This window comes from Bacillus sp. z26, assembly GCF_058313635.1.
In genome coordinates this window covers 744,096-768,369 of the sequence record NZ_JBZFQM010000001.1, presented here as the reverse complement: position 1 = coordinate 768,369, position 24,274 = coordinate 744,096, and the positions used below count along the sequence as shown (strand labels likewise).

Genomic DNA, 24,274 nt, shown 5'->3' with positions numbered 1-24,274 from the left:
AGGTGAAGAACGTGAAGGAAAAATTATATCAATCATTAATTGAATTGACGAATGGCAGATGGACATCGTCGCTTTTAAGGAAATTTGCTAATTCTAAAGTAAGCAGAAGGATCATCCCATCATTTGCTAAGCAATATCTGATCAATCTGGATGAGATGGACCGTCCCATTCATGAATATACATCCTTGCATGACTTTTTCACAAGGGCTTTAATGCAGGGCGCACGCGATATAAATGGTGATGAAGGTACTGTCGTCAGTCCGGTAGATGCTGTATTGGAAGACAGTGGCGTTATACAAGAAGATTCCTCTTTTAAAGTGAAAGGAAAGGTTTACTCGGTAGAGGAGATGCTTGGGAGTGCTAAGGAAACGGAGAAATATTTGGGCGGAAGGTATATGGTTCTTTATTTAAGTCCAAGTCATTACCATCGTATCCATTCTCCTGTGGATGGAATGGTTACGCGTATGTATAGCCTTGGTCAAAAATCGTATCCAGTCAATAAGTGGGGAATGACATTAGGGAAACACCCCTTATCAAAAAATTATCGGGAGATTACAGAAATCCGGCATCCTGGTGGTTTTCTATCAGTAGTTAAGGTCGGTGCCATGTTTGTTAATTCAATAGAGAGAACACATTCTGGGGATACTTTGCATAAAGGGGAAGAAATCGGATATTTTTCTTTCGGTTCAACAGTAGTTCTATTGTTTGAGAAGGAAACATTCAGCCCATCCATAACCGGAAAATTACCGCAATCGGTACATGTTGGAGAAACTATAGGGTATATAAAATAAAAAGATTAGGCCCTGGTTACTAGACCAGGGCTACAGATGACCATCCATTTTGTGGCGTTAGTTTAGAATATTCTATAAGATAAGGATCTCCTGTCAATTTCTCTCTCGATAAGACGGATAAATTCTTGACTTAAGTTTAAATGCCTGGCTTTGTAGTAAGATTCGATTAACAGATCATCAGGTAATTTTTGCATTATTTTGCCTTGCGGCTTCACCTCCAATTTACCGTTCTAAATGGGTGGCAACGACAGTATATTAGTAGTTTGCCTTGGTGTATCCTTAATTTAACAGAATCGAGCAAGCGGAACAACCGTTCTGTTATCCACAAGGGTAGGTGTATAACTTGTGGGTAACATGTGCGTATCTTTAAGGAACGAAATAAATCGTACTGGATATAAGAAAAAGGGTTGTTAGTGATGTGAATAAACTTATCCACAGTTTTACGCAATGACGTAATATGTCGAAAGGTTTTCCATTTTGACCACACTTTTCATCAAATTTAGCTAATTAGCTATGACATAAATTAAAATATCCGTTATGATGAATAGCGGTGAGAAAGAATAATAGAGGTGTATAGAATGATAAAAGCATTTTTACCTTCCCAGCATGTTAAAAGTATTTTTGAAATTAAACCTCAGGAATTAAAAGATAAAGGGATAAAGGGGATTATTACAGACTTGGATAATACTCTTGTGGAATGGGACCGCCCGCTTGCCACGCCTGAACTGATCACTTGGTTTGAGATGATGAAGAAAAACGGAATTAAAGTGACCATTGTATCCAATAACAGTGAACTCCGTGTAAAATCGTTTGCTGATCCACTTCAAATTCCATTTATCTTTAGGGCGAAGAAACCTATGGGTGCTGCTTTCAAAAGAGCTGTAGATATTATGGGTATTAAAAGGGAAGAAGCAGTCGTAATTGGTGATCAGCTTCTAACTGATGTACTAGGTGGTAATCGTAATGGATTTCAAACAATCCTTGTAGTTCCTGTTGCTCAAACAGATGGATGGACTACTAAAATAAATCGTAAAATTGAACGCAGAATATTAACATGGTTCCGTAAAAAAGGCCAGATAACATGGGAGGACTAGAATTGGAAAAGGAACAAATAAGTTGTGTAGGATGCGGTGTTGCCATTCAAACGGAGAATCCGGAGAAAATTGGTTATGCACCTGCTTCCTCTCTTCAAAAGGAACAAATCATTTGCCAAAGATGTTTTCGGCTTAAGCACTATAATGAGGTTCAGGATGTATCCTTAACCGATGACGATTTCTTGAAAATTTTGAATGGAATCGGAAGTAAAGAGGCTTTAATCGTTAAATTGGTTGATATTTTTGATTTTAATGGAAGCTGGCTTCCTGGTATACAGAGATTCGTCGGCCATAATCCGGTTGTTTTAATTGGTAATAAAAGTGATTTGCTGCCTAAATCCGTGAAACCTAAAAAGCTGATTGCCTGGATGAAACAAATGTCGGCTGAACTGGGCTTGAAGCCAGTTGATGTCATGCTTGTCAGCGGTGTCAAGGGACAAGGTATTGAAGAGGCAATGCAGCGCATTGAGGAATTGCGTGAAGGGCGTGATGTATATGTTGTGGGCTGTACAAATGTAGGGAAATCAACCTTTATCAATCGAATTATTAAGCAGGGAAGCGGAGAAGAAAATGTGATTACAACTTCATACTTCCCGGGCACGACCCTTGATATCATTGAAATACCTCTGGATGATGAAAAAGCACTGATCGACACGCCGGGAATCATTAATCATCATCAAATGGCTCATTATGTAGGCAAAGAAGATTTAAAAGTAATTACTCCGAAAAAAGAGATTAAACCAAGAGTTTTTCAATTAAATGAAGGACAAACACTCTTTTTCGGCGGATTGGCTCGATTTGATTTTATCCAGGGCGAAAGAAATTCATTTACCTGTTACTTGTCTAATGATCTTAATATCCATCGGACAAAACTGGAAAAAGCGGATGAGCTGTATAAAACACATGCAGGCGATTTATTGGTGCCGCCGAATCCTTCTGAATTAGATGATTTCCCACCACTTGTAGCTCATCAGTTCTCTATAAAAGAAGGAAAAACAGATATCGTATTTTCAGGTCTGGGCTGGGTGACAATTAATAAGCCGGGTGCAGTAATAGCGGCACATGTTCCAAAAGGGGTACAAGTGACAATTCGTAAATCATTGATCTAAAGGGAGAGTAAAATGAATAAACTGTTCGGCGTATTAGGGAATCCTATTAAGCATTCAATGTCTCCGCTTATTCATAATGACGCATTTGAAAAATATTCGATAGGTGGAGTATATTTGCCTTTTTGCGTGGAGGATACTGATTTACAACAAGCAGTTCAAGGATTAAAAGCTTTGGGAGCCGGTGGTTTTAATGTGACGGTCCCTTTTAAAAGCCTTATTATTCCTTATATCGATGTACTGGACGAGTTTGCACGTGAGGTTGGGGCTGTTAATACAGTTGTCAATAGAGACGGGCGTTTATATGGGTACAATACAGATGGACCTGGATTCATCAAAGGCCTGCTCTCCCTTACAGCGCAAATAGATGATAAAAACGTTTTAATCATCGGAGCTGGCGGTGCAGCGAGGGGAATTTATTTTGCATTAGCCAAAGCAGGTGTGGCTAAACTTGATCTTGCCAATCGGACAGTTTCTTCTGCCGAACAGTTATTGTCTGATTATCAGGGTACCGTAAGCTCAAGTGCCATTAGCCTGAAAGAGGCAGAAAGTTCTCTTGGCCAATATGATATTATTATTCAGACAACCTCAGTTGGGTTGGCAGATATAAATGAGTCACCACTATCATTGGGAAAATTAACTCAAAACGCTATTGTATGTGATATTATTTATAATCCTCTTGAAACCAAATTATTAAAAGAGGCAAAAGAACGTGGTAATAAGATTCAAAACGGCGTGGATATGTTTGTAAATCAGGGAGCACTGGCTTTCGAGTTATGGACAGGTGTTATGCCGGATACAGAAAGAATGAAACAATTAGTTTTACAACAATTAGGAGGATCATAAATGTTAAAAGGTAAACAAAAAAGTTTTTTACGCTCAAAGGCACACTCCCTACAACCGATATTCCAGGTTGGAAAAGGCGGAGTGAATGAAAATATGATTAAACAAATTGGTGAGGCTTTGGAAGTAAGAGAACTTATAAAAGTAAGCATACTTCAAAACTGTGAAGAAGACCGTGATACTGTAGCTGAACAGCTTTCTAAAGGTGCACGTGCGGAATTGGTTCAAGTCATCGGTAATACAATTGTTTTATATAAAGAATCCAGAGAAAACAAACAAATTATTCTGCCATCATAATTAAATTCTTATTCAGGGAAGGGGGCACTCAATATGAAGAAAATTGGAATTTTGGGCGGAACGTTCGATCCACCTCATATCGGCCATTTAATCATTGCTAATGAAGTCAGGGAGCATATGGGGTTAGATGAGATACGTTTTATGCCCAATAATGTGCCCCCTCATAAAACCAAAACATCAACGACTAATCAAGAACGCTTTGATATGCTTACCTTAGCAATTGGTACGAATCCATATTTGACTATTGATACGATTGAATGGGAAAGAACAGGACCATCGTATACGATAGATACCATTAAACTTATGAAAGAACGGGAAGGCGATTCAGAAATATATTTCATTATCGGCGCCGATATGATTGAATACTTACCTAAGTGGAAAGATATAGACCAATTGAGTCAATTAGTCCGCTTTATTGGCGTTAGACGTCCGGGATACAGTACGGAAACATCCTATCCCGTCAAATTGGTGGATATTCCGGAAATTGCTGTTTCCTCTTCCTGGATTCGTACAAAAATTAGCAAGGGAAAGACAATTAACTATTTGGTGCCTGAAGCGGTAAAGCTATATATTGAGGAGAATCGTTTATATGGATCAAAAAAAAGCACTGGAATTGGTTAGGCAGCAATTGCCTGACAAAAGATATATTCATACATTGGGTGTTATGGAAAGTGCTCAGGAATTGGCAGAGCGTTATGGTGCAGATACAGAGAAAGCGAAATTGGCAGCGATCCTGCATGACTATGCCAAATACCGTCCTCTGGATGAAATGGTAGAAATTATAAAGAGTGAGCATCTCCCACCGGACCTATTGGATTATAATTCAGAAGTATGGCATGCGCCGGTTGGAGCTGTTTTAGTTAAGAAAGAAGCAGATATTTACGATGAGGAAATACTTTCAGCAATCAGAAACCATACTTCTGGCTGTGTTGGGATGAGTATGCTTGATAAGATCATATATTTGGCTGATTATATAGAGCCTGGGAGAAGTTTCCCTGGAGTAGATGAAGTGAGAACCTTGGCTATGGAAAGCTTGGATCAAGCTGTGCTTCAGGCAATGGGCAATACAATCACATTTTTAATTAAAAAAAATCAAAGGATCTATCCAGACACCTTTCATGCCTATAACGATCTTGCAATGCAATTAGGGAGGAGCAACTAAATGAATGGGAAAGAATTATTACAAGTAGCTGTAAAAGCTGCTGATGATAAAAGAGCGGAAGAAATTCTTGTTTTAGATATGAAAGGGATTTCTTTAATCTCAGATTACTTCATTATTTGCCATGGGAACTCAGACAAACAAGTACAAGCTATAGCGCGTGAAATGAAGGAGAAGGTTGAAGAATCGGGAGCAACATTGCGTCGTATGGAAGGCTTTGATGAAGCGCGATGGATTCTTGTGGATATGGGGGACGTGGTAGCGCATATTTTCCATAAGGATGACCGTTCTTATTACAAATTGGAAAGATTATGGGGAGATGCCCCAGAAGTTTCCTTGCAGGATTTTAATCTATGAATTTGAATTATCAAAACTTTGCCTATGTTTACGATTATCTGATGAAAGATGCTCCTTATCAGGAATGGGTTGAGTTTGTAGAGAAAATTGCTCAGAAATATCAATTAGGTGAAAAACTAATTCTTGATATTGGGTGTGGAACAGGAGAGCTTGCTATCCGTTTGAAAGAATCTGGCTTCCATCCAACTGGCATCGATTTATCAGAAGAAATGTTGGCGGTTGCCATTCAAAAAGCAAACGAGAAACAGTTGAACATCCCGTTTTATCATCAGGATATGAGAGTTTTAGATGGACTTGAGCAGTATGATTTAGTTGTCATCTTTTGTGACTCATTAAATTATTTAGCCGATGAAAATGATGTGAAGGCTACATTTGCAGGTGTTTTGAATCATTTAAAAGAGGATGGTTTATTTATATTTGATGTCCATTCGGTTCATAAAATGGCTACCCTTTTTAATGATCAGACTTATGCAGATAACGGAGATGATATTTCTTTCATTTGGAACGCTTGGAAGGGGACGGATGTGCCTCACAGTGTTGTGCATGAGTTGACTTTCTTTGTATATGATCAGGAGCTTGATGCGTATAGCAGGTTTGACGAGGACCATTTTCAACGTACATACCCAATTGAAATGTATAAAGCATGGCTTGATGAAATTGGATTCGAAATCGTAGAATTGATGGGGGATTTCGGAGGAAATTCCCTTGAAAAGGCTGAAAGAATCTTTTTTGCTTGTAAAAGAAAATAAAGATAAAAACCCAGGAAACGTATTGGTTCCTGGGTTTTTTACGTATTGGACACAAATTTTTCATAAATACGTGTCTTTTCATAAAGGATTTTTACAAACCATGTGAGAATTTATTAATAGTATGGAACCCCAAACTGATTTTCAATCCCTTTCAAATCTTCTTCAAATTTACGATGTGTAGCCTGAAAGAGATGTTTAAACACATCTCCCAATTCATTCTCTAATACTTTAATCCCCTCACCTGTAATCCCACCTTTAACACAAACTTTTTCTTGTAAAGCAGGCAATGTGTAGTGTTGTTGATGTAATAATTCACCAAGACCAATAAGCATGGATTCAGTTAATTGGGTGGCTGCTTCAGTCGTTATTCCAGTATGGTCAACTGCAGCTTCAATGAATTTTCTCGCAATAAAGCTAAAAAATGCCGGTCCGCAACTTACAATATCAGAAGAAACTCTTGTATAGTCATTTTCGATTACCAGTGGTTTTGAAATAAAGGATGATAAATCCTGAAGATAATTACGCCACGATGGACGGCAGGATTCGCCGAATGTCAGAAGTGCAGCACCTGATGAAGCACGATTAGTGATGGAAGGTATAAACCTGGCACAAGAACAGGAAACCGTAGCTTCCAATTGTTTTATAGAAATTGGGCTTGTAATCGATACCAAACATTTTTCTACTGTTAGATAAGGTTCAAGGTTCTCAATTAAAGGGAACATTTCATGTGGTTTTACACACAAAAAGATTAAATCAGCCTGTTTTGCAAGTTCAATACTCGAATGGGCTACATTGATTCCTGGAAATTGAGCAGCCAGGGATTGAGCTTTATGTAAAGTTCTGTTCGTAATTACTAAATCCTCTGCTCTTACTGCGGATGACTCAATTAAGCTTTGAATCATGATGGTCCCCATATTACCTGTGCCAATAATGCCGGTAATCATATAAATCCTCCTTATGAATGAATATCCCGATATCCACTATTGTTTATAACCAATCTATGCAAACAACCAATAATTATGAAGAGGAGCGTGAAACAATTGAATGATCAAATCGTACAGTTTATCCGCCGAAATGGAATACTACTAGCAGGTGCTGGAGTAGCCTGTGCTGCACTATTTTTTTGGAATACACAAAGTGAAGAAGGGCAAATGGAGGAAAGTGCAATCAATTGGACGGAGGAGAGTGAAGTAAAGAATGAGGAAATTGAAAAGCCGGCGACTGTGCCTGAAACAGTAACAACTTATAAGGTTGATGTGAAAGGCGCTGTCCAAAAACCTGGAGTATATGAGTTTGCAACAGGAGACCGGGTGACAGATGTTATTCAAAAGGCAGGAGGTTTTAAAAATGGGGCTGACAGTAAACAAGTGAATATGGCACAACTGGTTGAAGATGAGATGGTTATTTATATCCCGACAAAAGGGGAAGTGGTGGATAATACCACCAACCAAAATGCAGTGGAAAATTCCGGGGATGTAGCGGCAGACAAGGCAGATGGTACAATCAATTTAAACAAAGCCACATCCGAAGAATTGCAGGAACTTCCGGGAATTGGCCCAAGCAAAGCGACTGCTATTTTGCAGAAACGGGAAGAACTCGGAACATTTAAGGATGTAGAAGATCTGAAAGAAGTAACAGGTATAGGAGATAAAACATTCGAAAAGCTAAAGGAATTAATAACTGTAAAGTAAGAGAAGAATGGTTGTCTATTCTATATAATTCTTGTTAAAGTGTAGGAAAGCTAATTGTTTTAGAAAGAGGAGAGAGAAATGGAGCGTATTTCCTGGGATCAGTATTTTATGGCACAAAGCCACTTACTCGCATTAAGAAGTACATGTACAAGGTTGATGGTAGGAGCTACAGTCGTAAGAGATAATCGTATTATTGCCGGTGGGTACAACGGTTCGATTGCTGGTGGCGTCCATTGTGTGGATGAAGGTTGCTATGTTATTGACAACCATTGTGTTCGGACCATTCATGCTGAGATGAATGCTTTATTGCAGTGTGCTAAATTTGGAGTGCCAACTGAGGGTGCAGGGATATATGTTACTCATTTCCCTTGTCTGCAGTGCTGTAAAGCCTTGATCCAAGCGGGAATTAAAAAGATTTATTATGCAGAAGCCTATAAGAATCATCCATATGCTGAAGAATTATTCGAGCAGGCGGGCGTACTGGTTAAACAAGTGATGATAGATGAAAAATGGGTTGATTTCCATGATACAAAGAAAATGAACTTTGTAATGGAGCTTATTAATGAGCTGAAAGAAAGAGGAGCATCTGACTCAGAACTTGCTCGTTATATGGATGAGGCAGTAAACTTGTTCCCGCAATTTGAGTGATATGAGCAATCGGTTTTTATTTTATTGTGCTGTAATCACAGTATTAGGGGTTGCAGCACCCATTTATATCAATAAATCCTTTCTACTTTTACTGATCCTCACATTTTGTTTCATTTTAAAAAAATTTCCGTTTAAGCAATCGTCTCTCCTATTTGTCATCTTCGCTATTTTTTGTCTGCATAGCTATTTTTGGAATCAATCTAATACTAGTCTCTTGACCGGTGAGGAGACACATCTCCAAATTAGTTTTTCTACTTACCCTAAGATTAATGGAGACCAGGTTAGCGGTCTCGCTAAACTATCAAATAATGAGCATATTTGGATTACTTATCGGATGGATCATGAGGGAGAGGCAACTGAACTTAATAATATGATCTTTACCGGAAAAACCTTCCGTGTAACTGGGAATCTGGAAAAACCAACTCATGCGACAGTCGAAAACGGATTTGATTTTTTTAACTATTTAAGATTCCAGAGAGCCCATTGGATATTGAAAATCGAAGATAAGGAAGATATATCCACAGAAAGTGGTAATTTGTTTGTAAAACTGTCTCAAATGAGAGAGCGGGAGTTAAAGCGAATTGACGAGTTATATTCAGACAGCTCGGGCAGTTTTACTAAAGCACTTATTTTTGGTGAACAAGCGGATATATCGGAGGATATGTATAACCAATTTAAAAAGCTTGGGATTGTTCATATATTGGCCTTATCTGGAATGCAAGTTGCGTTAGTGGCAGCTATTTTGTTTTATAGCTTTTTACGGATTGGTTTAACTCGCAGTCATACCTACTTATTACTGGCTTGTTTGCTTCCGTTTTATGCAGTCATTACCGGTTTGTCAGCGTCGATTGTCAGAGCATGCGTAATGGCTGCAGTCTTTATGTTTGGTCAGTTTATCGGATTGCGTTTGACTGCATTTAAGACGATAACAATATGTTTAATGGGATATTTGCTCATCAATCCATTCCAATTATTTCAAATAGGCTTTCAACTATCTTTTTTGCTGACATATGGGCTGATTCTGTCCACGAGAATTTTTCAGAGAGGGTTTCATTCACCAGTAGCAAACCTCCTGATTATGACAACAATCTGTCAAATCATCTCCCTTCCTATCATTCTCTATTATTTTTATGAAATTTCCCTCATTAGTTTCATTTCAATATAATCTATGTTCCGTTGTTTACCTATTTATTGTTTCCTCTAACGATTGGTGTTCATCTATTCGTGAATGTTGATTTTTTAACTCATCCTGCCTTGCAGCTGCTGGATACGATTTATATTTTATTGGAGAAATCAACAGCGTTTATGTCAGATTTGCCTGTTACCACCCTTTTATTTGGTAAACCTTCCAATCTGATCTTGGTATTGATCGTGCTTTGTTTTGTATTCATTTTAATTGTAATAGAGATTCACTCAAAACGGCTCATCACCGTCTGCCTGATAACGTTACTGTTGCTCTGTTATCAATATAACCATCAGCTTTTCTCGAAAAAAGGAGAGGTAACATTTATAGATGTGGGGCAGGGAGATGCGACATTCATTCAATTGCCTCATAATGAAGGGAACTATCTTATTGATACGGGTGGCGCCACTCTATTTGGAAAGGAGAACTGGGCATTGCAAAAAAAGCAGTTTGATCCCGGAGATGATATTATTTTGCCATATTTAAAAAGTAAAGGCATTAAGGTGATTGATAAATTAATACTTACACATGCGGATCAGGACCATATAGGAGGTGCTGGCGCCATCGTAGAAGCATTGAAGGTTCATGAAATTTTGATTCCATTTGAACAACGTAAGGAGTTTCGGGAGACAGCAATAATAAAAAAAGCGATTAGCCGTCAAATTACGATCAAAGAAGTGCAGGCCGGAATGGATTGGAGTGTTGGAGACGCTAAATTTACTGTTATATCGCCGGTAGATAAGGTTGAAGAAAAGAATGAGTCTTCAATTGTGATGAAGGCACATATCAACCAAATAGATTGGTTGCTTGTTGGAGATTTGGGAGAGCCCGGAGAGACCAAACTGCTGCAAAATAAAACGAATCTGAAAGCTGACGTTTTAAAAGTGGGTCATCATGGCAGCAGAAACTCAACTCAAGAAGAGTTTATAAGAGCAGTAGAGCCAAAAATCGCTGTTATATCATCAGGTAGAGATAATCGCTTTGGGCACCCGCATGAGGAAGTCATTGAATTGCTCCATGATGAAGAGATCATCATTTACAGAACGGATTTGCAGGGCAGTATTCAGTATAGGTATAAGAGCAAAAAAGATGGAACGCTTTCTATTCAAAGTCCATAGAATATGTAGGAAATGAAAAACGGCCATGAGGCCGCTTGAAGAAATGAACTATTTACCGATTAATTGTATGACCATAGCAATAATAAACATTGTAGCGAAAAAACCAAATGATACAACAAATCCCATGATGGAATCTGACACGTCATTTGTCTTTGATTGTACATTCTTTTCAAACTCGTTCATTAATCCACCCCCCGACCACATTTTCAGTATAGAACATTTAGTAAAAAAAATCCACAATCTCCAATTTATATCAATATATCCTTATGTTTTACAGATAAATGTATCCTTATAAAACAGAAAAATTGAAATTGAGGTTGATCTATAGCGCTTTTTCGCTTTTTTGTTTGGTGTCCCGGGGCCGGCAAGAAGGCGTTGATATAGATTGTGGGAACCGGATATTTTTTCCGGTTCCTATTGTAATACTTGTCAAAATGGATGGCTACGATTAGGATGGAAGGAGCAAATTATAAACAGAGGCGATTATTGTGGTAGTAGATTTATGGAACGCAATTAAAAGTAAACGGTTTAGTCCTGTCTATCTATTATATGGGGAAGAAGAGTATTTTATAAAAAAGACGAAAGCATTGATCTGTGAGCATGCTTTATCAGAGGACGAAGCAGAGTTTAATTTGGCAACAGTTGATTTAGAAGAAACTCCTGTGGAATTAGCAATAGAAGAATTGGAAACTTTACCGTTCATCGGGGAGCGCAGGGTGGTTATTTTACATAATCCCACATTTTTAACAGCTGAAAGAAAAAAAGAAAAGGTCGATCATGATTTGAAGCGATTGGAAAGTTATTTGGCTAATCCTTCACCAACTTCGATTGCCGTCTTTATTGCCCCGTATCCAAAACTGGACGAGCGGAAGAAAATAACAAAAGAATTGAAGCGTAATTCCGCTGTCCTGGAAGCAAAACCTTTATATGAAAAGGAATTAACGAAATGGTTAATGGCAAATGCTAAATCTTTAGGAGTGAAAATTTCACCTGATGCGGTGGAAACCTTATTATCCCTAACGGGGAATCATTTAATGATGGCTGCTGGAGAATTAGAAAAGCTCGCTTTATATGCGACAGTCGAACAGGAGATTGACAAGTCGATGGTCAATAAACTTGTTCCTAAAAGTTTTGACCAGAATGTCTTTGATTTGGTCGATTATATTATGAACGGCCAAAAAAAAGAAGCCGTCCAGTTATACAAAGAACTATTGATATTAAAAGAAGAACCGATTCGAATATTGGCTGCCATCGCTCGTCAATATCGAATTATTTTACAGGTTAAAAAGTTATCGGGGCAAGGATACGGTTTCCAGCAAATCGCATCTAAATTAAAAATGAGCCCTTATCCGGTTAAACTGGCTCTGAAGCGTGTAAATGATTTTTCTGATATGAAGTTATTGCGTGCTCTTGGTGAATTAGCCGAACTCGACTATAGAATGAAGAGTGGTGCAGGTGATAAAGAAATTCTTTTAGAGCTGTTTATATTAAAATCCTAAAATTTAAGTACCTGTTGAAACGAAAGGTATCATGGCAATGGCATGATACCTTTCATAGTGGTAATGCTATCTTTTAATGGTTGTAAAGTTGTTTTCTATCAAGAGCCAATTCTGCGGAAATGATAATCCCAATTTCCAATAACTCATCCCCCGAAGATTCAATTCCTTTAAGAGATTAAATTTTGCCTGTATGGAGCGGGCATCTTCAAACCATACTTCATGTTCTTTCCCTTCAGCATCCCGGTATCTAAAATAGGGTGCCTGTGCATTATTATCATAAAGAATACGTACGTTATTACGCCGTGCAAGGTTTATTGCCTGCTGAGGAGAAACGGCTCTGGCTGTGGTGCCCTGCACAAATGGAAGTGTCCAATCATATCCATACAGATTTTGCCCCATCATAACCTTACGTGATGGGATCTCTGAGATTGCATACGTAAGCACCTGACGAACAGGTCCTATTGGTGATACTGCCTGTGCCGGCCCGCCGCTATAGCCCCATTCGTACGTCATTATGAGCACCCAATCTACCACTGCACCTTGTACTTTGTAGTCATGTGCCTCATACCACTTGCCTGTTTGAGTAGCGCTTGTTTTAGGAGCCAGCGCAATTGAAACCTGCCAGCCCTGAGGTGAAAACCGCTCCTTCGCCTTCCTTAAGAAATTCGTATAAGCCTCTCGGTCCTCCCCTCGCAGGCTTTCAAAGTCAAAATGAATATCTCTGAATCCTTGAGCTTTGGCCGTTTCTTCAATTGTGGAAAGCAATTTATTTTGAATATCCGTGTTGTTTAAGATAAGTGCACCGAGTTCAGCGCTGAATGCATCATTTTCTAAATTGGCCACAACCATAACCAGTACATTGTCCGCGTTGGCTGCTATAGTCGGAAAATTACCCAAAAGAGGAGGTTTTAGCGTACCGTCGCGTTGAACCTGATAGCTGAACGGTGATAAATATGTAAGGTGAGGTGCTGCAATCCTTGCTTCTCGTTCCAGGTTTGGAGAAACAGTATTTCCTCTTGGTTCCACATAGGCATTAAATTCAGCTTCGCGTTTTGGAATAGGTGGAATATAAAGTCTCAACCCCACAGTCAACGGGCTATTTAATGATAGATTATTCACCTCTGCTATTCGTTGAGCAGTAATACCAAACTTTCGACCAATCGTATATAGACTATCTCCTGGCTGTACAAAGTAATAGCTCCCTGTAATCGGAATAACAAGTGCCTGACCTATAACCAAATCATTTGGATTTTCTAATTGATTTGAAGAGATAATCTGTTCGGCTGTCGTGTTAAAGGTCTGCGCAATGGAATAAATACTCTCTCCTTGTCTGATAACATGTATCTGCATTGCTTATACTCCTTTCAATGCCTCTTTTATTCAATATATGTAGAGGCAGGAATAAGAATAACTAAAATGGCTATCGCCACTAGTGAGGTAGAAAACAGAGAGTTCGTTAATTGTTCATGTTTTTAACTCAAAAGTTTACTATTTTATTCAATTTGGTATAACGAATAGATTATAATTTTAATGAATAGATTGCTGCATCGTTGAGGAGTGAAGTCATGTTGAGTAAGAAGAACATAGTATTACATCCAATTCCCCTTCTACGGATCATGGGAATCGTAGACGGGATCTCGTTGCTCGTGTTAGTGGGGATAGCCATGCCGCTTAAATATTGGGCGGATTTTCCTATTGCCGTAACGATTGCCGGTTCCATTCATGGTGGGATATTTATAGGTTATTTAGTAGCTATAGCTTATACCCAAATTCGAATACAGTGGAATATTGGGTGGTCTTTATTGGCCCTTATAGTTGCGTTCATCCCGTTTGGTAATTTTTGTTTTGATATTTGGCTAAAAAGGCGTCAATCATCTTACTATGTAAAACCCTTACCAAAGCTGTGGATTGTATATGCCATTATCATGTTTACGTTTATTGATTTATTTACACAGCTACCAGTTATGAGTACATATGCTACTTCACTTGGCGCAAGTGTAATGGTTGCAGGTTTTGTTGTGGGAATGTATTCATTGACCAATACTTTTGGGAATATCCTGTCTGGTATTTTTACGGATAAATATGGAGCTTTTATTGTGCTTTGTACAGGCTTGCTCATGACAAGCACATCTTTGCTGCTTTATAATTTTGTAAACGATGTACCAGGCTTGATTATCGTGCGATTCCTCCATGGTTTTCTTGGAGGATTGATTGTCCCTGCTGCTTTTACGTACTTAGCGAACCAAATGGATAGTAAGAAGCAAGGCAGCCAAAGTGCTGTGACAGGTTCGTTTATTGGGTTGGCAGCTATTTGCGGTCCTGCATATGGCGGTATTATGGCCAGCAGGACATCCGTACCATTTGTTTTTACAACCATTGCTGTGTGCGGGATTGTTTTATTGTTTGCAACGGTGTTGTTTTTGAGGACCCATTCTGAATCGAAACAGCACAAAATGGAGGAGAGAGAAAAGCTCATCTTTAATAAAGGAATACTTCAGGCCTACACAGGAGCATTCTTTTTAATGTTTTCACAAGGGGCCCTTGCGTATTTATTACCCTTGCATGTTGATGTATTAGGCTATAGTTCACGACTAAGCGGTACGTTAATGAGTATATTTGGACTAGTTGCTGTAGCGATATTTGTTTTGCCGACGAATAAATTTTTCGATCGTATTCCACCATTAATAAGCTTTTCGATTGGACTGGCATGCATGGGAATCAGCCAAATTTTACTGGGGCAATCAAATGAACTAATATTTCTTTATTCTATAATGGTTTTATACGGGATTGGGTTTGCTTTCTTATTTCCTGCAGCAAATTCATTATTGGTACAATCGACTACTAAAAGGATGCGTGGGAAAGCGTATGGGTATTTTTATGCGTTATTTTCATTAGGGGTAGTAGCGGGGTCATCAGGTCTCGGGCTCGTGCCGGCTTCCATATCTATGCAATTCTGCTTAATTGGAATCATACTGCTTGTTTGTGCAATAGTCATGTGTGTGCAGGCGAAACAATTAAAATCGGATACTGTTAAAGAGAGTGCCCAAGGATAAGTAGAATTTTTCTCAGCAGGAGCTATCAGGCTCCTGTTTTTTGTATAGGCTTGAAGCGGGGAGAAGGTGGTGGTATAAGGACGGGGTTTATCTTTAAAGACTATATTAAAAGTTGAAATATAGCTGTATTTCCGCTCGTATACCCATTTCTTTTACCTTCCTCAAAATTCAATTGTTGCTGCTATTTGGATCTGTCTTTTAGAATTTCTCCATAAAAAATAAGAAACCGATTTTTTTAAAAAATAGCTCTGTTAAATTTAAATGTTGATATCCGTACCTGGCCTTCGCTTACCGCCTGTGAGGTCTCCCTTAGCTTCGCTTTTCATAGCAAGGGAGTATTAGACCATCCTCCACTATCAACCAGGTAATAAATTAACAAAGCCCAATGAATAAAAATAAAAAAAAACGCCCCTCTAGAGGGTACGTTTCATTAAGCGTTTAATTTGTTTACTTTTTTCATAAGACGAGATTTTTTGCGAGCAGCAGCATTTTTGCTGATTAAGCCTTTAGTTGCAGCTTTATCAAGTCCTTTAACAGCAGCAACGATAGATTCGTTAGCGATAGTAGCATCGTTAGTAGCGATTGCAGTTTCTACCTTTTTAACGGTTGTACGTACTGCATTTTTTTGAGCGATATTGTTAGCTCTAGCAGTTTCGTTAGTTTTAACGCGTTTAATAGCTGATTTGATATTAGCCATTCTATTCACCTCCAGAAGAACCGAGATTATGTCAACTCGATATTCTAATCAAATAACATTCACAACATATGATATTCTATCAAAATGTATGTGTTTATGCAATACTCAGATGCATCAAATCGAAAAAAACCATTATGATAAACGGTTTTTCCTGTTAAGCATCGTATCTTTACATAATTAAAAGAATGAGAAGGAAGGAATAAGGTAAAAATATCTCTTATAGATCATTTCAGGGGGTAATCGTTTGAATAAAGATTTAGATATGAGCCAATATCAAATTAGAACCGATTTGGCTATAGAGGCACGTGAATTGGCTATTCCGCTGTCAGATGCTCCGGACACCTCGAATATTGAAGGAGTCATTTTAAAAGAGCGGGAAATGGACGGAATTAAATTATCACATCTTGAAATAACAAAAGAAGGCGAAAAACAAGTAGGGAAAAAAGAAGGTTTTTATATAACAATGGAAGTTCAGGGGATCCGTGAACAGGATTCTGAGCTCCAAAAAAAAGTTGAGGCAGTATTTGCTAAACAGCTGGCTTATCTAATAGACAGAATAGGATTATCTTCAGAAGCACATTGTCTTGTTGTTGGTTTGGGAAATTGGCATGTAACACCGGATGCATTAGGTCCGACTGTGACGGATAATCTCATCGTGACTAGACATCTTTTTAAATTTCAGCCAGAAGCTGTTTCCAAAGGGTTTCGTCCGGTCAGCGCTATATCACCGGGGGTTATGGGTGTTACAGGAATTGAAACAAGCGATATCATTAAAGGTATCGTAGAAAATATAGATCCAGATTTCATCATTGCGATAGATGCGTTGGCAGCTCGTTCGATTGAGCGTGTAAATACTACCATTCAAATTACAGATACCGGGATTCATCCTGGATCAGGTGTGGGCAATAAACGGAAAGAACTCAGTAGAGAAACATTGGGAGTGCCTGTGATCTCAATTGGTGTACCGACAGTGGTGGATGCCGTATCCATTACCTCAGATACAATTGATTATATTTTGAAACACTTTGGACGCGAATTAAAAGAAGGAGACCGCCCTTCACGTGCGCTTACTCCGGCTGGAATGACGTTTGGAGAAAAACGTAAATTAACGGAAGAAGATTTGCCTGAGGAAGAGCATAAAAAGACGTTTCTTGGTATTGTCGGGACATTGTCTGATGAGGAAAAAAGAATGCTGATCCGTGAAGTACTCTCCCCTTTGGGACATAATTTAATGGTTACGCCAAAGGAAGTAGATGTATTCATAGAAGAAATGGCAAACCTGATAGCTAATGGAATGAATGCAGCATTACATGAGGCTATAAATCAAGATAATACGGGTTATTACACTCATTAATCTAGTTATGGTTCTAGTTACTCTATCAAAGCATACAATTTACTAGAATGCTTCCTGAAAGGGTGGAACCATGAAAGCCAAAAAAACTAGCTTTTTCATAGTAGCACTTCAAGCAGCCACCATTATTCGTTTGCTATTTATCATTTTCGTTACAATGGTTTTTATTTTTTTAATAACTGGATTACTGACATCGCTCAAACCGGAATATCGGCCGAGTTCTGATTCAGTTAATGAAGCAGCAGGACAGGTTCCTGGTAAATTCCTGTATAAATATTTAGGGAAAGGGAACATGTATTTTTTACAATCTTTCCCTGATGGAGAAACGGAATCTGTTTCGAGTCAACTTTTTCAATCCCTGACAAATATCTCGTTAAATGATCCGCGAAGTTTACTTGGTCATGAGCTGCCTGGATATTCCTTGTTTGATGGAGATATCTTAGTGGCAGGGGAGGGGACTGATTATACAAATATGCCAATCGAGTCTCCTCCAACTGATGAAGCTTTGGAAAAAGATACAGAGGCCGAGGAAATTGTGGATGAAGAAGAACTTGTTAAGACAGATCAGGCTGGTATTCAGAAAACGAAAGAAGAAGTGATGTATATTTATTTTTCGCATACAAGGGAATCATATCTCCCCTTATTAAAGGGCGTAACGAATTCTGATTCTGCCTTTCATTCGAAAGTAAATGTAACGCTTGTCGGTGATAAGCTAAAGAAATCGCTTGAAGCGAAAGGAATTATGACAAAGGTAGATAAAACAGACGTTAATGCCATATTGAACAAGAAAGGGCTGCAATATGGAAGTTCATACAGCCAATCACGAAGTCTTGTCCAGGAAGTGATGGCTACTGATAAAAATATTAAATATTTTATCGATGTACACCGTGATTCACAGCGGAAAAATGTGACAACCATTACGATAGATGGTAAGGCCTATGCCAAATTATGCTTCATTATTGGCGGTGAAAATCCAAACTATGAACAGAACTTAAAGTTGGCAAAGGAAATGCATAAGAAAATTTCAGAAAAATATCCAGGTTTAAGTCGCGGTGTCTTTGAAAAAAGAGGTGCAGGAACGAATGGGAAGTTCAATCAGGATTTATCCGGGAACGCCATGTTAGTTGAAGCCGGTGGAGTAGATAATACATTGGACGAATTAAATGCTTCCATGGAAGTGTTAGCTGGTGTATTGGCTGAACACTATTGGAATGCTGAGCCAGTACAGGGGAATGCTGCGGAATGAATAAAGGAGGGAGAATGCTAAGATGGGTAAATTTATTCTTAAAGTAAGTATGCTTCTTTTCCTCCTTCTTTTCGGGGTCATACTAGGAATGCAATTGGCCAATCAAAATATGAAAAAAATGCAAGGATATGACGATCCAAAAATGTATGAGGCTTTTACGATCGATAAACAAGAGGATGGAGATATTAATGCTACTGTTCTTGGAAATCAGGTTTCTACAACGGACCTGGAAGAAAAGAAAAAGGATATGGAAGAATGGAAAGCTTTTAATGTCTTATCCAGTGCGGGCAAAGGAATATCTAATGTTTTCACCGGGCTATTTAAAGGAATGGCCGACATCATCTCAGAGGAATAATAGATGAATCAAGCTCGTACGGAACGTATTTATACTCCGCGAGCTTTCTTTATTTTGCTATTAATTCACCTCATTTTTCCTAAACCGTTTACGGTTTGAATTTATTTCTGCTATAATCAGTAATATCTGTGTTTGAAAGTAACAGGAGTGAACATAATGAATAATCAGGAACGGCTAAAGAGACAAAGTAAAATCCGCAACTTTTCGATTATTGCCCATATTGACCATGGAAAATCGACCTTAGCGGACAGAATTTTAGAAAAAACCAATGCTCTGACATCCAGAGAGATGAAGGACCAGCTTCTTGACTCTATGGATTTGGAAAGGGAGCGCGGAATTACGATTAAATTGAATGCTGTTCAATTAAAATATAAGGCAAAAGATGGAGAAGATTATATCTACCATCTAATTGATACTCCGGGACACGTAGATTTTACGTATGAAGTATCCAGAAGTTTGGCTGCCTGTGAAGGCGCTGTGTTAGTGGTCGATGCTGCACAGGGAATTGAAGCACAAACCTTGGCCAATGTTTATTTGGCTTTAGACAATGATTTAGAGATTCTGCCGATTATAAATAAAATTGACTTACCGAGCGCAGATCCGGAACGTGTTCGCGGCGAAATCGAAGATGTAATTGGGCTGGATGCATCGGAAGCTGTCCTTACTTCCGCCAAAGCTGGTATAGGAATTGAGGAAATACTTGAACAGATTGCAGAAAAAGTGCCCGCTCCAACCGGCGATCCCGCAGCTCCTCTGAAGGCATTGATTTTCGATTCAATCTATGATGCATATCGCGGAGTCATCGTATCCATTCGTGTGATGGATGGAACAGTTAAGCCGGGCGATAAAATCAAAATGATGGCGACCGGTAAGGAATTTGAAGTTCTCGAAGTGGGTGTCCATACACCGAAAGCAACACTATGTGATGAATTAACAGTGGGTGATGTTGGCTTCCTGACAGCCGCTATTAAAACTGTTGGTGATACACAAGTCGGGGATACAATTACCAATGCCAAAAATGGGTCAACAGAACCATTACCGGGATATCGCCGTATGAATCCAATGGTTTATTGCGGATTATATCCAATAGATACTGCGAAATTTAACGACTTACGAGAAGCACTTGAAAAATTGGAACTTAATGATTCTTCTCTGCAATTTGAACCTGAAACCTCACAGGCGCTTGGATTTGGATTCCGCTGCGGATTCCTAGGGTTATTGCACATGGAAATTGTCCAGGAAAGAATTGAACGTGAATTTAATATTGACTTGATAACAACCGCTCCAAGTGTAATTTATAAGGTTAAAATGACCGATGGCAGTGAAATCAATATTGATAATCCATCCAATATGCCTGACCCACAAAAGATTGAACGTATTGAGGAGCCTTATGTAAAAGCAACTTTGATGGCACCAAATGACTTTGTCGGTGCGATTATGGAGCTTTGTCAAACGAAGCGGGGGAATTTCATCGATATGCAATATGCTGATGAGAACCGTGTGACGATCATTTATGAAATTCCATTGTCCGAGATTGTTTATGACTTCTTTGACCAATTGAAATCAAATACAAAAGGATATGCATCTTTTGACTATGAGTTAATTGGCTACCAAGAATCTAAACTGGTTAAAATGGATATTTTATTAAATGGTGAAACCGTTGATGCATTGAGCTTTATCGTTCATAGAGATTTTGCATATGAGCGTGGAAAGATTATTGTAGAAAAGTTGAAAGAGCTTATTCCTCGACAACAATTTGAAGTGCCTATACAAGCAGCAATCGGCAATAAAATTATTGCGCGTTCTTCCATTAAAGCAATGAGGAAGAATGTGCTTGCAAAATGTTACGGTGGAGATATCTCACGTAAACGTAAATTATTGGAGAAACAAAAAGAAGGTAAAAAACGCATGAAGCAAGTTGGTTCTGTAGAAGTTCCACAAGAAGCGTTTATGGCTGTTCTGAAGATGGATGACTCCAATCCAAAAAAATAAAATATCAAATGAGCAGGCCAGACATTTTTGTTCTGGCCTCTATTTTATTATGATAGGTATAGCGGTTTTAGCTGAAACAAGAAAGGGGTGTCGGAATTGGTTAAAAGTTTATATATCCACATTCCATTTTGTACACAAATATGTCACTACTGTGACTTCAATAAATTTTATATTCAAAATCAGCCGGTGGATGGATATATCCAGTCCTTATTAAAGGAAATGGACCTGTATGATTTATCTCAAAACGAACCTTTGTCCACTGTTTTTATCGGAGGAGGTACCCCCTCTGCTTTGGAACCTTCACAGCTAGAGCAATTGCTGTTTTCCATGAAAGAAAAGATAGCGCTAAGGCCTGATTATGAATACACAGTTGAGGCAAATCCAGGTGATTTGTCGAAAGAGAAACTGAAAATCATGAAGGAAGCTGGCGTTAACCGACTAAGTTTAGGTGTACAATCATTCAATGAAGAATTATTGAAGAAGATAGGCCGTGCACACAATGTGAAAGATGTGTATGAAACGATTGACATGGCGAGAGAAGAAGGTTTTGAAAACATTAGCATTGACCTGATTTATTCCTTACCAGGACAAACTCTTGATGATTTGGAAGATACAGTTGACAAGGCTTTAAAGTTGAATCTCCCTCACTTTTCGGCATACTCTTTAATTGTTGAACCTAAGACGGTATTTTATATCATGCTCAATAAAGGCAAGCTAACATTGCCAGGGGAAGATGCTGAAGCTTCAATGTATGAATATGTGATGCAACGTTTAGGGGAAGCGGGCTACCATCAGTATGAGATCTCCAATTTTGCAAAAGAAGGATTTGAAAGCAGACATAACCTCGTATATTGGAATAATGAAGAATATTATGGCCTTGGTGCAGGAGCACATGGGTACCTGGATGGTGTCCGTTATCATAATCATGGGCCATTAAAGAAATATATGAATGCCATTCAAGAAGGTCGGAAGCCTATTATTGAACAAATTACCGTAACGCGCAAAGAACAAATGGAAGAAGAAATGTTCTTGGGCCTCAGAAAGATGGAGGGTGTTTCTTCTGAACAATTCCAAAAAAGATTTTCTGCAAATATAAACGACGTATTTGGGGAAACAATAAATAAAATGGTTATGCAGGGGTTATTGGAGTTTACTGATGGAAGAGTTAAATTGACCGATTCCGGTAAATTAATGGGTAATGAAGTGTTTCAAGCATTTTTATTATAGGGAAAAAACATAATCATAACCGTTGACACATAACGGCGGTTTTGTTACTTTATTTATAGACTTAGCACTCAACAGTAAAGAGTGCTAACAGGGGTGATTATCGATGTTAACAAATAGACAACTGGCAATTTTACAGGTGATCATCGATGATTTTATTTCTACGGCCCAACCTGTGGGTTCCAGAAATATTTCCAAAAAAGAAGGTATTTCCCTAAGTTCTGCCACCATCAGAAATGAAATGGCTGATTTAGAAGAAATGGGGTATCTGGAAAAAACACATACCTCTTCAGGGCGTATTCCCTCTGAAAAAGGGTATCGGTATTATGTGGATCACCTTGTATCACCGCAGCAACTGCAAAAGGATGATGTTCTAAAGCTTAAATCTGTTTTCAAAGAGAGATTATTTGAGTTAGAGAAAATTGTGCAACGTTCGGCCGGTATTTTATCGGAAATTACGAAATACACTGCAATCATGCTTGGACCTGCTGTTTTAGAGAACCACTTACGTCGAATCCAGATTGTACCGCTTGATAAAAATAAGGCTATTGCTATCATCGTGACGGATACAGGTCATGTTGAGAATAAAATGATTCATCTCCCTCATGGATTTGATATGAATGAAATGGAGAGAGTGGTTAATATCCTGAATGATCGGTTGAGCGGTGTACCATTGGTCCAACTTAAAGATAAGATATTCAGGGAAGTAGCTGTTTTATTAAAACAGCATATTACAAATTATGATATGGTTCTGCAAATGCTGGCAACTTCTCTGCAAATGCCCGAGAATGAAAAACTGTTTTTTGGCGGTAAGGCGAATATGCTCAGCCAACCAGAATTTCACGATATTGAAAAAGTAAAGGCGATTTTCAATATCATGGAACAAGAACGAGATTTGTATGAACTGGTCAGCAAAACACCTGAAGGAATTAATGTGAAAATCGGTACTGAGAATAATAATTTAGCGCTTGAAAATTGCAGCATTATCAGTACAACTTATTCCATTGGAGACGAGAAGCTTGGTACAATTGCCATTCTTGGTCCCACACGGATGGATTATTCCAGAGTTATGAGTTTATTATCGTTCTTTTCGAATGATTTAACTGAGATGCTGACAAAACAGTATCAAAATAAAAAGTAACGGTAATAGTAGTAATACTGCTTTAACGTATATACATCAACACTTTCAGGGAGGTGAGAAGCAGTGTCAGAAAATAAAAATGAAACAATTGAAGAGATTTTTGATGAAGCAGGAAAAAATGATATGAATGATACATCCTCAGAGGAAGCCGCTGAAACAAGTGAAACCGTTGAGGAAGCTTCCGAAAATAAAGGGGATAGCAAAATAGCTGAACTTGAAAAAAAAGTACAGGAAGCTGAAGGCAAGTATGTTCGTCTTTATGCAGATTTTGAAAACTATCGCCGCCGCGTCAAGTTAGATGCAGAAGCAGCGCAAAAATACAGAGCGCAATCTCTTGTTACTAATCTCTTGCCTGCTATCGATAACTTTGATCGAGCGCTTAAAAGTACAACTGAAACTGAAGAAACAAAACCAATCCTACAAGGAATGAATATGGTTTTATCCAGCATACTTACAGCTTTGAAAGAAGAGGGTGTGGAGGTAATTGAATCCGTAGGTAAAGAATTCGATCCTCATATCCACCAAGCGATTATGCAAGATAATAACGAAGAATTTGGTTCAAATATTGTTGTTGAAGAATTCCAAAAAGGTTATAAATTAAAAGACCGCGTTATTCGTCCAGCAATGGTTAAAGTGAATCAATAAACAAACAGTGTTACATATTAATGGGAGGTTAAAGT

Annotated in this window: 27 protein-coding genes; 22 read left to right on the top strand and 5 right to left on the bottom strand. The window is 38.5% G+C overall.

Annotation, left to right across the window (positions count from 1 at the left end; genetic code table 11):
• The first annotated feature begins 11 nt into the window (after positions 1-11).
• Positions 12-791 (top strand): phosphatidylserine decarboxylase, encoded by a 780-nt coding sequence (locus AC4G3K_RS03635; protein ID WP_491132500.1) that lies wholly within the window; start codon positions 12-14, stop codon positions 789-791.
• A 62-nt stretch (positions 792-853) separates the two neighbouring features.
• On the opposite strand, the gene AC4G3K_RS03630 is transcribed toward AC4G3K_RS03635, so the two are convergent.
• Positions 854-985, bottom strand: coding sequence for a sporulation histidine kinase inhibitor Sda (locus AC4G3K_RS03630; RefSeq protein ID WP_491076241.1), 132 nt, complete (start codon positions 983-985; stop codon positions 854-856).
• A 384-nt stretch (positions 986-1,369) separates the two neighbouring features.
• On the opposite strand from AC4G3K_RS03630, the gene AC4G3K_RS03625 reads away from it, so the two are divergent.
• Genes AC4G3K_RS03625 through AC4G3K_RS03590 form a run of 8 tightly spaced genes read left to right on the top strand, consistent with a single transcriptional unit; the run spans position 1,370 to position 6,396 of the window.
• Positions 1,370-1,885 (top strand): YqeG family HAD IIIA-type phosphatase, encoded by a 516-nt coding sequence (locus AC4G3K_RS03625; protein ID WP_491075923.1) that lies wholly within the window; start codon positions 1,370-1,372, stop codon positions 1,883-1,885.
• A gap of 2 nt (positions 1,886-1,887) precedes the next feature.
• Entirely contained in the window at positions 1,888-2,994 is a 1,107-nt protein-coding gene (yqeH, locus tag AC4G3K_RS03620; RefSeq protein ID WP_491132499.1) for a ribosome biogenesis GTPase YqeH, read from the top strand.
• A 12-nt stretch (positions 2,995-3,006) separates the two neighbouring features.
• A complete protein-coding gene (aroE, locus tag AC4G3K_RS03615; protein WP_491075921.1) occupies positions 3,007-3,837 on the top strand; it encodes a shikimate dehydrogenase in 831 nt (276 codons plus the stop codon).
• Positions 3,838-4,131 (top strand): ribosome assembly RNA-binding protein YhbY, encoded by a 294-nt coding sequence (gene yhbY / locus AC4G3K_RS03610; RefSeq protein ID WP_491075920.1) that lies wholly within the window; start codon positions 3,838-3,840, stop codon positions 4,129-4,131.
• 33 nt (positions 4,132-4,164) lie between these two features.
• Positions 4,165-4,752 carry a nicotinate-nucleotide adenylyltransferase gene (locus AC4G3K_RS03605; protein ID WP_491132498.1) on the top strand — a complete coding sequence of 196 codons (588 nt, stop codon included), beginning with the start codon at positions 4,165-4,167 and terminating at the stop codon, positions 4,750-4,752.
• On the top strand, positions 4,721-5,293 hold the full coding sequence (gene yqeK / locus AC4G3K_RS03600; protein ID WP_491132497.1) for a bis(5'-nucleosyl)-tetraphosphatase (symmetrical) YqeK: 573 nt from the start codon (positions 4,721-4,723) through the stop codon (positions 5,291-5,293). The genes AC4G3K_RS03605 and yqeK overlap by 32 nt, the downstream gene beginning before the upstream one ends.
• Complete coding sequence (rsfS, locus tag AC4G3K_RS03595; protein WP_491075917.1) at positions 5,294-5,647, top strand: ribosome silencing factor; 354 nt, start codon at positions 5,294-5,296, stop codon at positions 5,645-5,647.
• Positions 5,644-6,396: a class I SAM-dependent DNA methyltransferase gene (locus AC4G3K_RS03590; RefSeq protein ID WP_491132496.1), complete on the top strand. Its 753-nt coding sequence runs from the start codon at positions 5,644-5,646 to the stop codon at positions 6,394-6,396. Before rsfS ends, AC4G3K_RS03590 begins: the two co-directional genes overlap by 4 nt.
• Before the next feature lie 113 nt (positions 6,397-6,509).
• On the opposite strand, the gene comER is transcribed toward AC4G3K_RS03590, so the two are convergent.
• Entirely contained in the window at positions 6,510-7,340 is an 831-nt protein-coding gene (comER, locus tag AC4G3K_RS03585) for a late competence protein ComER (protein ID WP_491075915.1), read from the bottom strand.
• Between the two features lie 96 nt (positions 7,341-7,436).
• Between comER and AC4G3K_RS03580 the strand changes: the two genes are divergently transcribed.
• The 4 genes from AC4G3K_RS03580 to AC4G3K_RS03565 all read left to right on the top strand — a co-directional run bounded on the left by AC4G3K_RS03580 (position 7,437) and on the right by AC4G3K_RS03565 (position 11,036).
• Complete coding sequence (locus AC4G3K_RS03580) at positions 7,437-8,087, top strand: helix-hairpin-helix domain-containing protein (RefSeq protein ID WP_491132495.1); 651 nt, start codon at positions 7,437-7,439, stop codon at positions 8,085-8,087.
• Positions 8,088-8,165: 78 nt separating this feature from the next.
• A complete protein-coding gene (locus AC4G3K_RS03575) occupies positions 8,166-8,735 on the top strand; it encodes a ComE operon protein 2 (RefSeq protein WP_491075913.1) in 570 nt (189 codons plus the stop codon).
• 1 nt (position 8,736) lies between these two features.
• Positions 8,737-9,900, top strand: coding sequence for a ComEC/Rec2 family competence protein (locus AC4G3K_RS03570; protein WP_491132494.1), 1,164 nt, complete (start codon positions 8,737-8,739; stop codon positions 9,898-9,900).
• Between the two features lie 11 nt (positions 9,901-9,911).
• Entirely contained in the window at positions 9,912-11,036 is a 1,125-nt protein-coding gene (locus tag AC4G3K_RS03565) for a DNA internalization-related competence protein ComEC/Rec2 (protein ID WP_491132493.1), read from the top strand.
• A 48-nt stretch (positions 11,037-11,084) separates the two neighbouring features.
• Here AC4G3K_RS03565 and AC4G3K_RS03560 read toward each other — a convergent pair whose 3' ends face one another.
• Positions 11,085-11,219, bottom strand: coding sequence for a YqzM family protein (locus AC4G3K_RS03560; protein ID WP_491075911.1), 135 nt, complete (start codon positions 11,217-11,219; stop codon positions 11,085-11,087).
• Between the two features lie 305 nt (positions 11,220-11,524).
• Here AC4G3K_RS03560 and holA point away from each other — a divergent pair, with 305 nt between their 5' ends.
• On the top strand, positions 11,525-12,535 hold the full coding sequence (gene holA / locus AC4G3K_RS03555) for a DNA polymerase III subunit delta (protein WP_491132492.1): 1,011 nt from the start codon (positions 11,525-11,527) through the stop codon (positions 12,533-12,535).
• Positions 12,536-12,601: 66 nt separating this feature from the next.
• Here holA and AC4G3K_RS03550 read toward each other — a convergent pair whose 3' ends face one another.
• Positions 12,602-13,885: a LysM peptidoglycan-binding domain-containing protein gene (locus AC4G3K_RS03550; RefSeq protein ID WP_491132491.1), complete on the bottom strand. Its 1,284-nt coding sequence runs from the start codon at positions 13,883-13,885 to the stop codon at positions 12,602-12,604.
• Positions 13,886-14,100: 215 nt separating this feature from the next.
• On the opposite strand from AC4G3K_RS03550, the gene AC4G3K_RS03545 reads away from it, so the two are divergent.
• A complete protein-coding gene (locus AC4G3K_RS03545; RefSeq protein WP_491132490.1) occupies positions 14,101-15,588 on the top strand; it encodes an MFS transporter in 1,488 nt (495 codons plus the stop codon).
• A gap of 430 nt (positions 15,589-16,018) precedes the next feature.
• Here the strand turns inward: AC4G3K_RS03545 and rpsT are convergent, their stop codons facing one another.
• Positions 16,019-16,285: a 30S ribosomal protein S20 gene (gene rpsT, locus AC4G3K_RS03540; RefSeq protein WP_491075907.1), complete on the bottom strand. Its 267-nt coding sequence runs from the start codon at positions 16,283-16,285 to the stop codon at positions 16,019-16,021.
• Positions 16,286-16,547: 262 nt separating this feature from the next.
• Between rpsT and gpr the strand changes: the two genes are divergently transcribed.
• From gpr to grpE, 7 genes are all read left to right on the top strand, one after another.
• Entirely contained in the window at positions 16,548-17,639 is a 1,092-nt protein-coding gene (gene gpr, locus AC4G3K_RS03535; protein ID WP_491076240.1) for a GPR endopeptidase, read from the top strand.
• Positions 17,640-17,709: 70 nt separating this feature from the next.
• Entirely contained in the window at positions 17,710-18,882 is a 1,173-nt protein-coding gene (gene spoIIP, locus AC4G3K_RS03530; RefSeq protein WP_491132489.1) for a stage II sporulation protein P, read from the top strand.
• A 22-nt stretch (positions 18,883-18,904) separates the two neighbouring features.
• The gene (locus tag AC4G3K_RS03525; protein WP_491075905.1) at positions 18,905-19,237 is read left to right on the top strand and encodes a DUF3679 domain-containing protein; all 333 of its coding nucleotides are present in this window, start codon (positions 18,905-18,907) and stop codon (positions 19,235-19,237) included.
• 156 nt (positions 19,238-19,393) lie between these two features.
• The gene (gene lepA, locus AC4G3K_RS03520) at positions 19,394-21,229 is read left to right on the top strand and encodes a translation elongation factor 4 (RefSeq protein WP_491132488.1); all 1,836 of its coding nucleotides are present in this window, start codon (positions 19,394-19,396) and stop codon (positions 21,227-21,229) included.
• A gap of 96 nt (positions 21,230-21,325) precedes the next feature.
• Positions 21,326-22,456, top strand: coding sequence for a radical SAM family heme chaperone HemW (hemW, locus tag AC4G3K_RS03515; RefSeq protein ID WP_491132487.1), 1,131 nt, complete (start codon positions 21,326-21,328; stop codon positions 22,454-22,456).
• A gap of 103 nt (positions 22,457-22,559) precedes the next feature.
• A complete protein-coding gene (gene hrcA / locus AC4G3K_RS03510) occupies positions 22,560-23,594 on the top strand; it encodes a heat-inducible transcriptional repressor HrcA (protein WP_491075902.1) in 1,035 nt (344 codons plus the stop codon).
• Between the two features lie 63 nt (positions 23,595-23,657).
• Entirely contained in the window at positions 23,658-24,239 is a 582-nt protein-coding gene (gene grpE / locus AC4G3K_RS03505) for a nucleotide exchange factor GrpE (RefSeq protein WP_491075901.1), read from the top strand.
• The last annotated feature ends 35 nt before the right edge of the window (positions 24,240-24,274 follow it).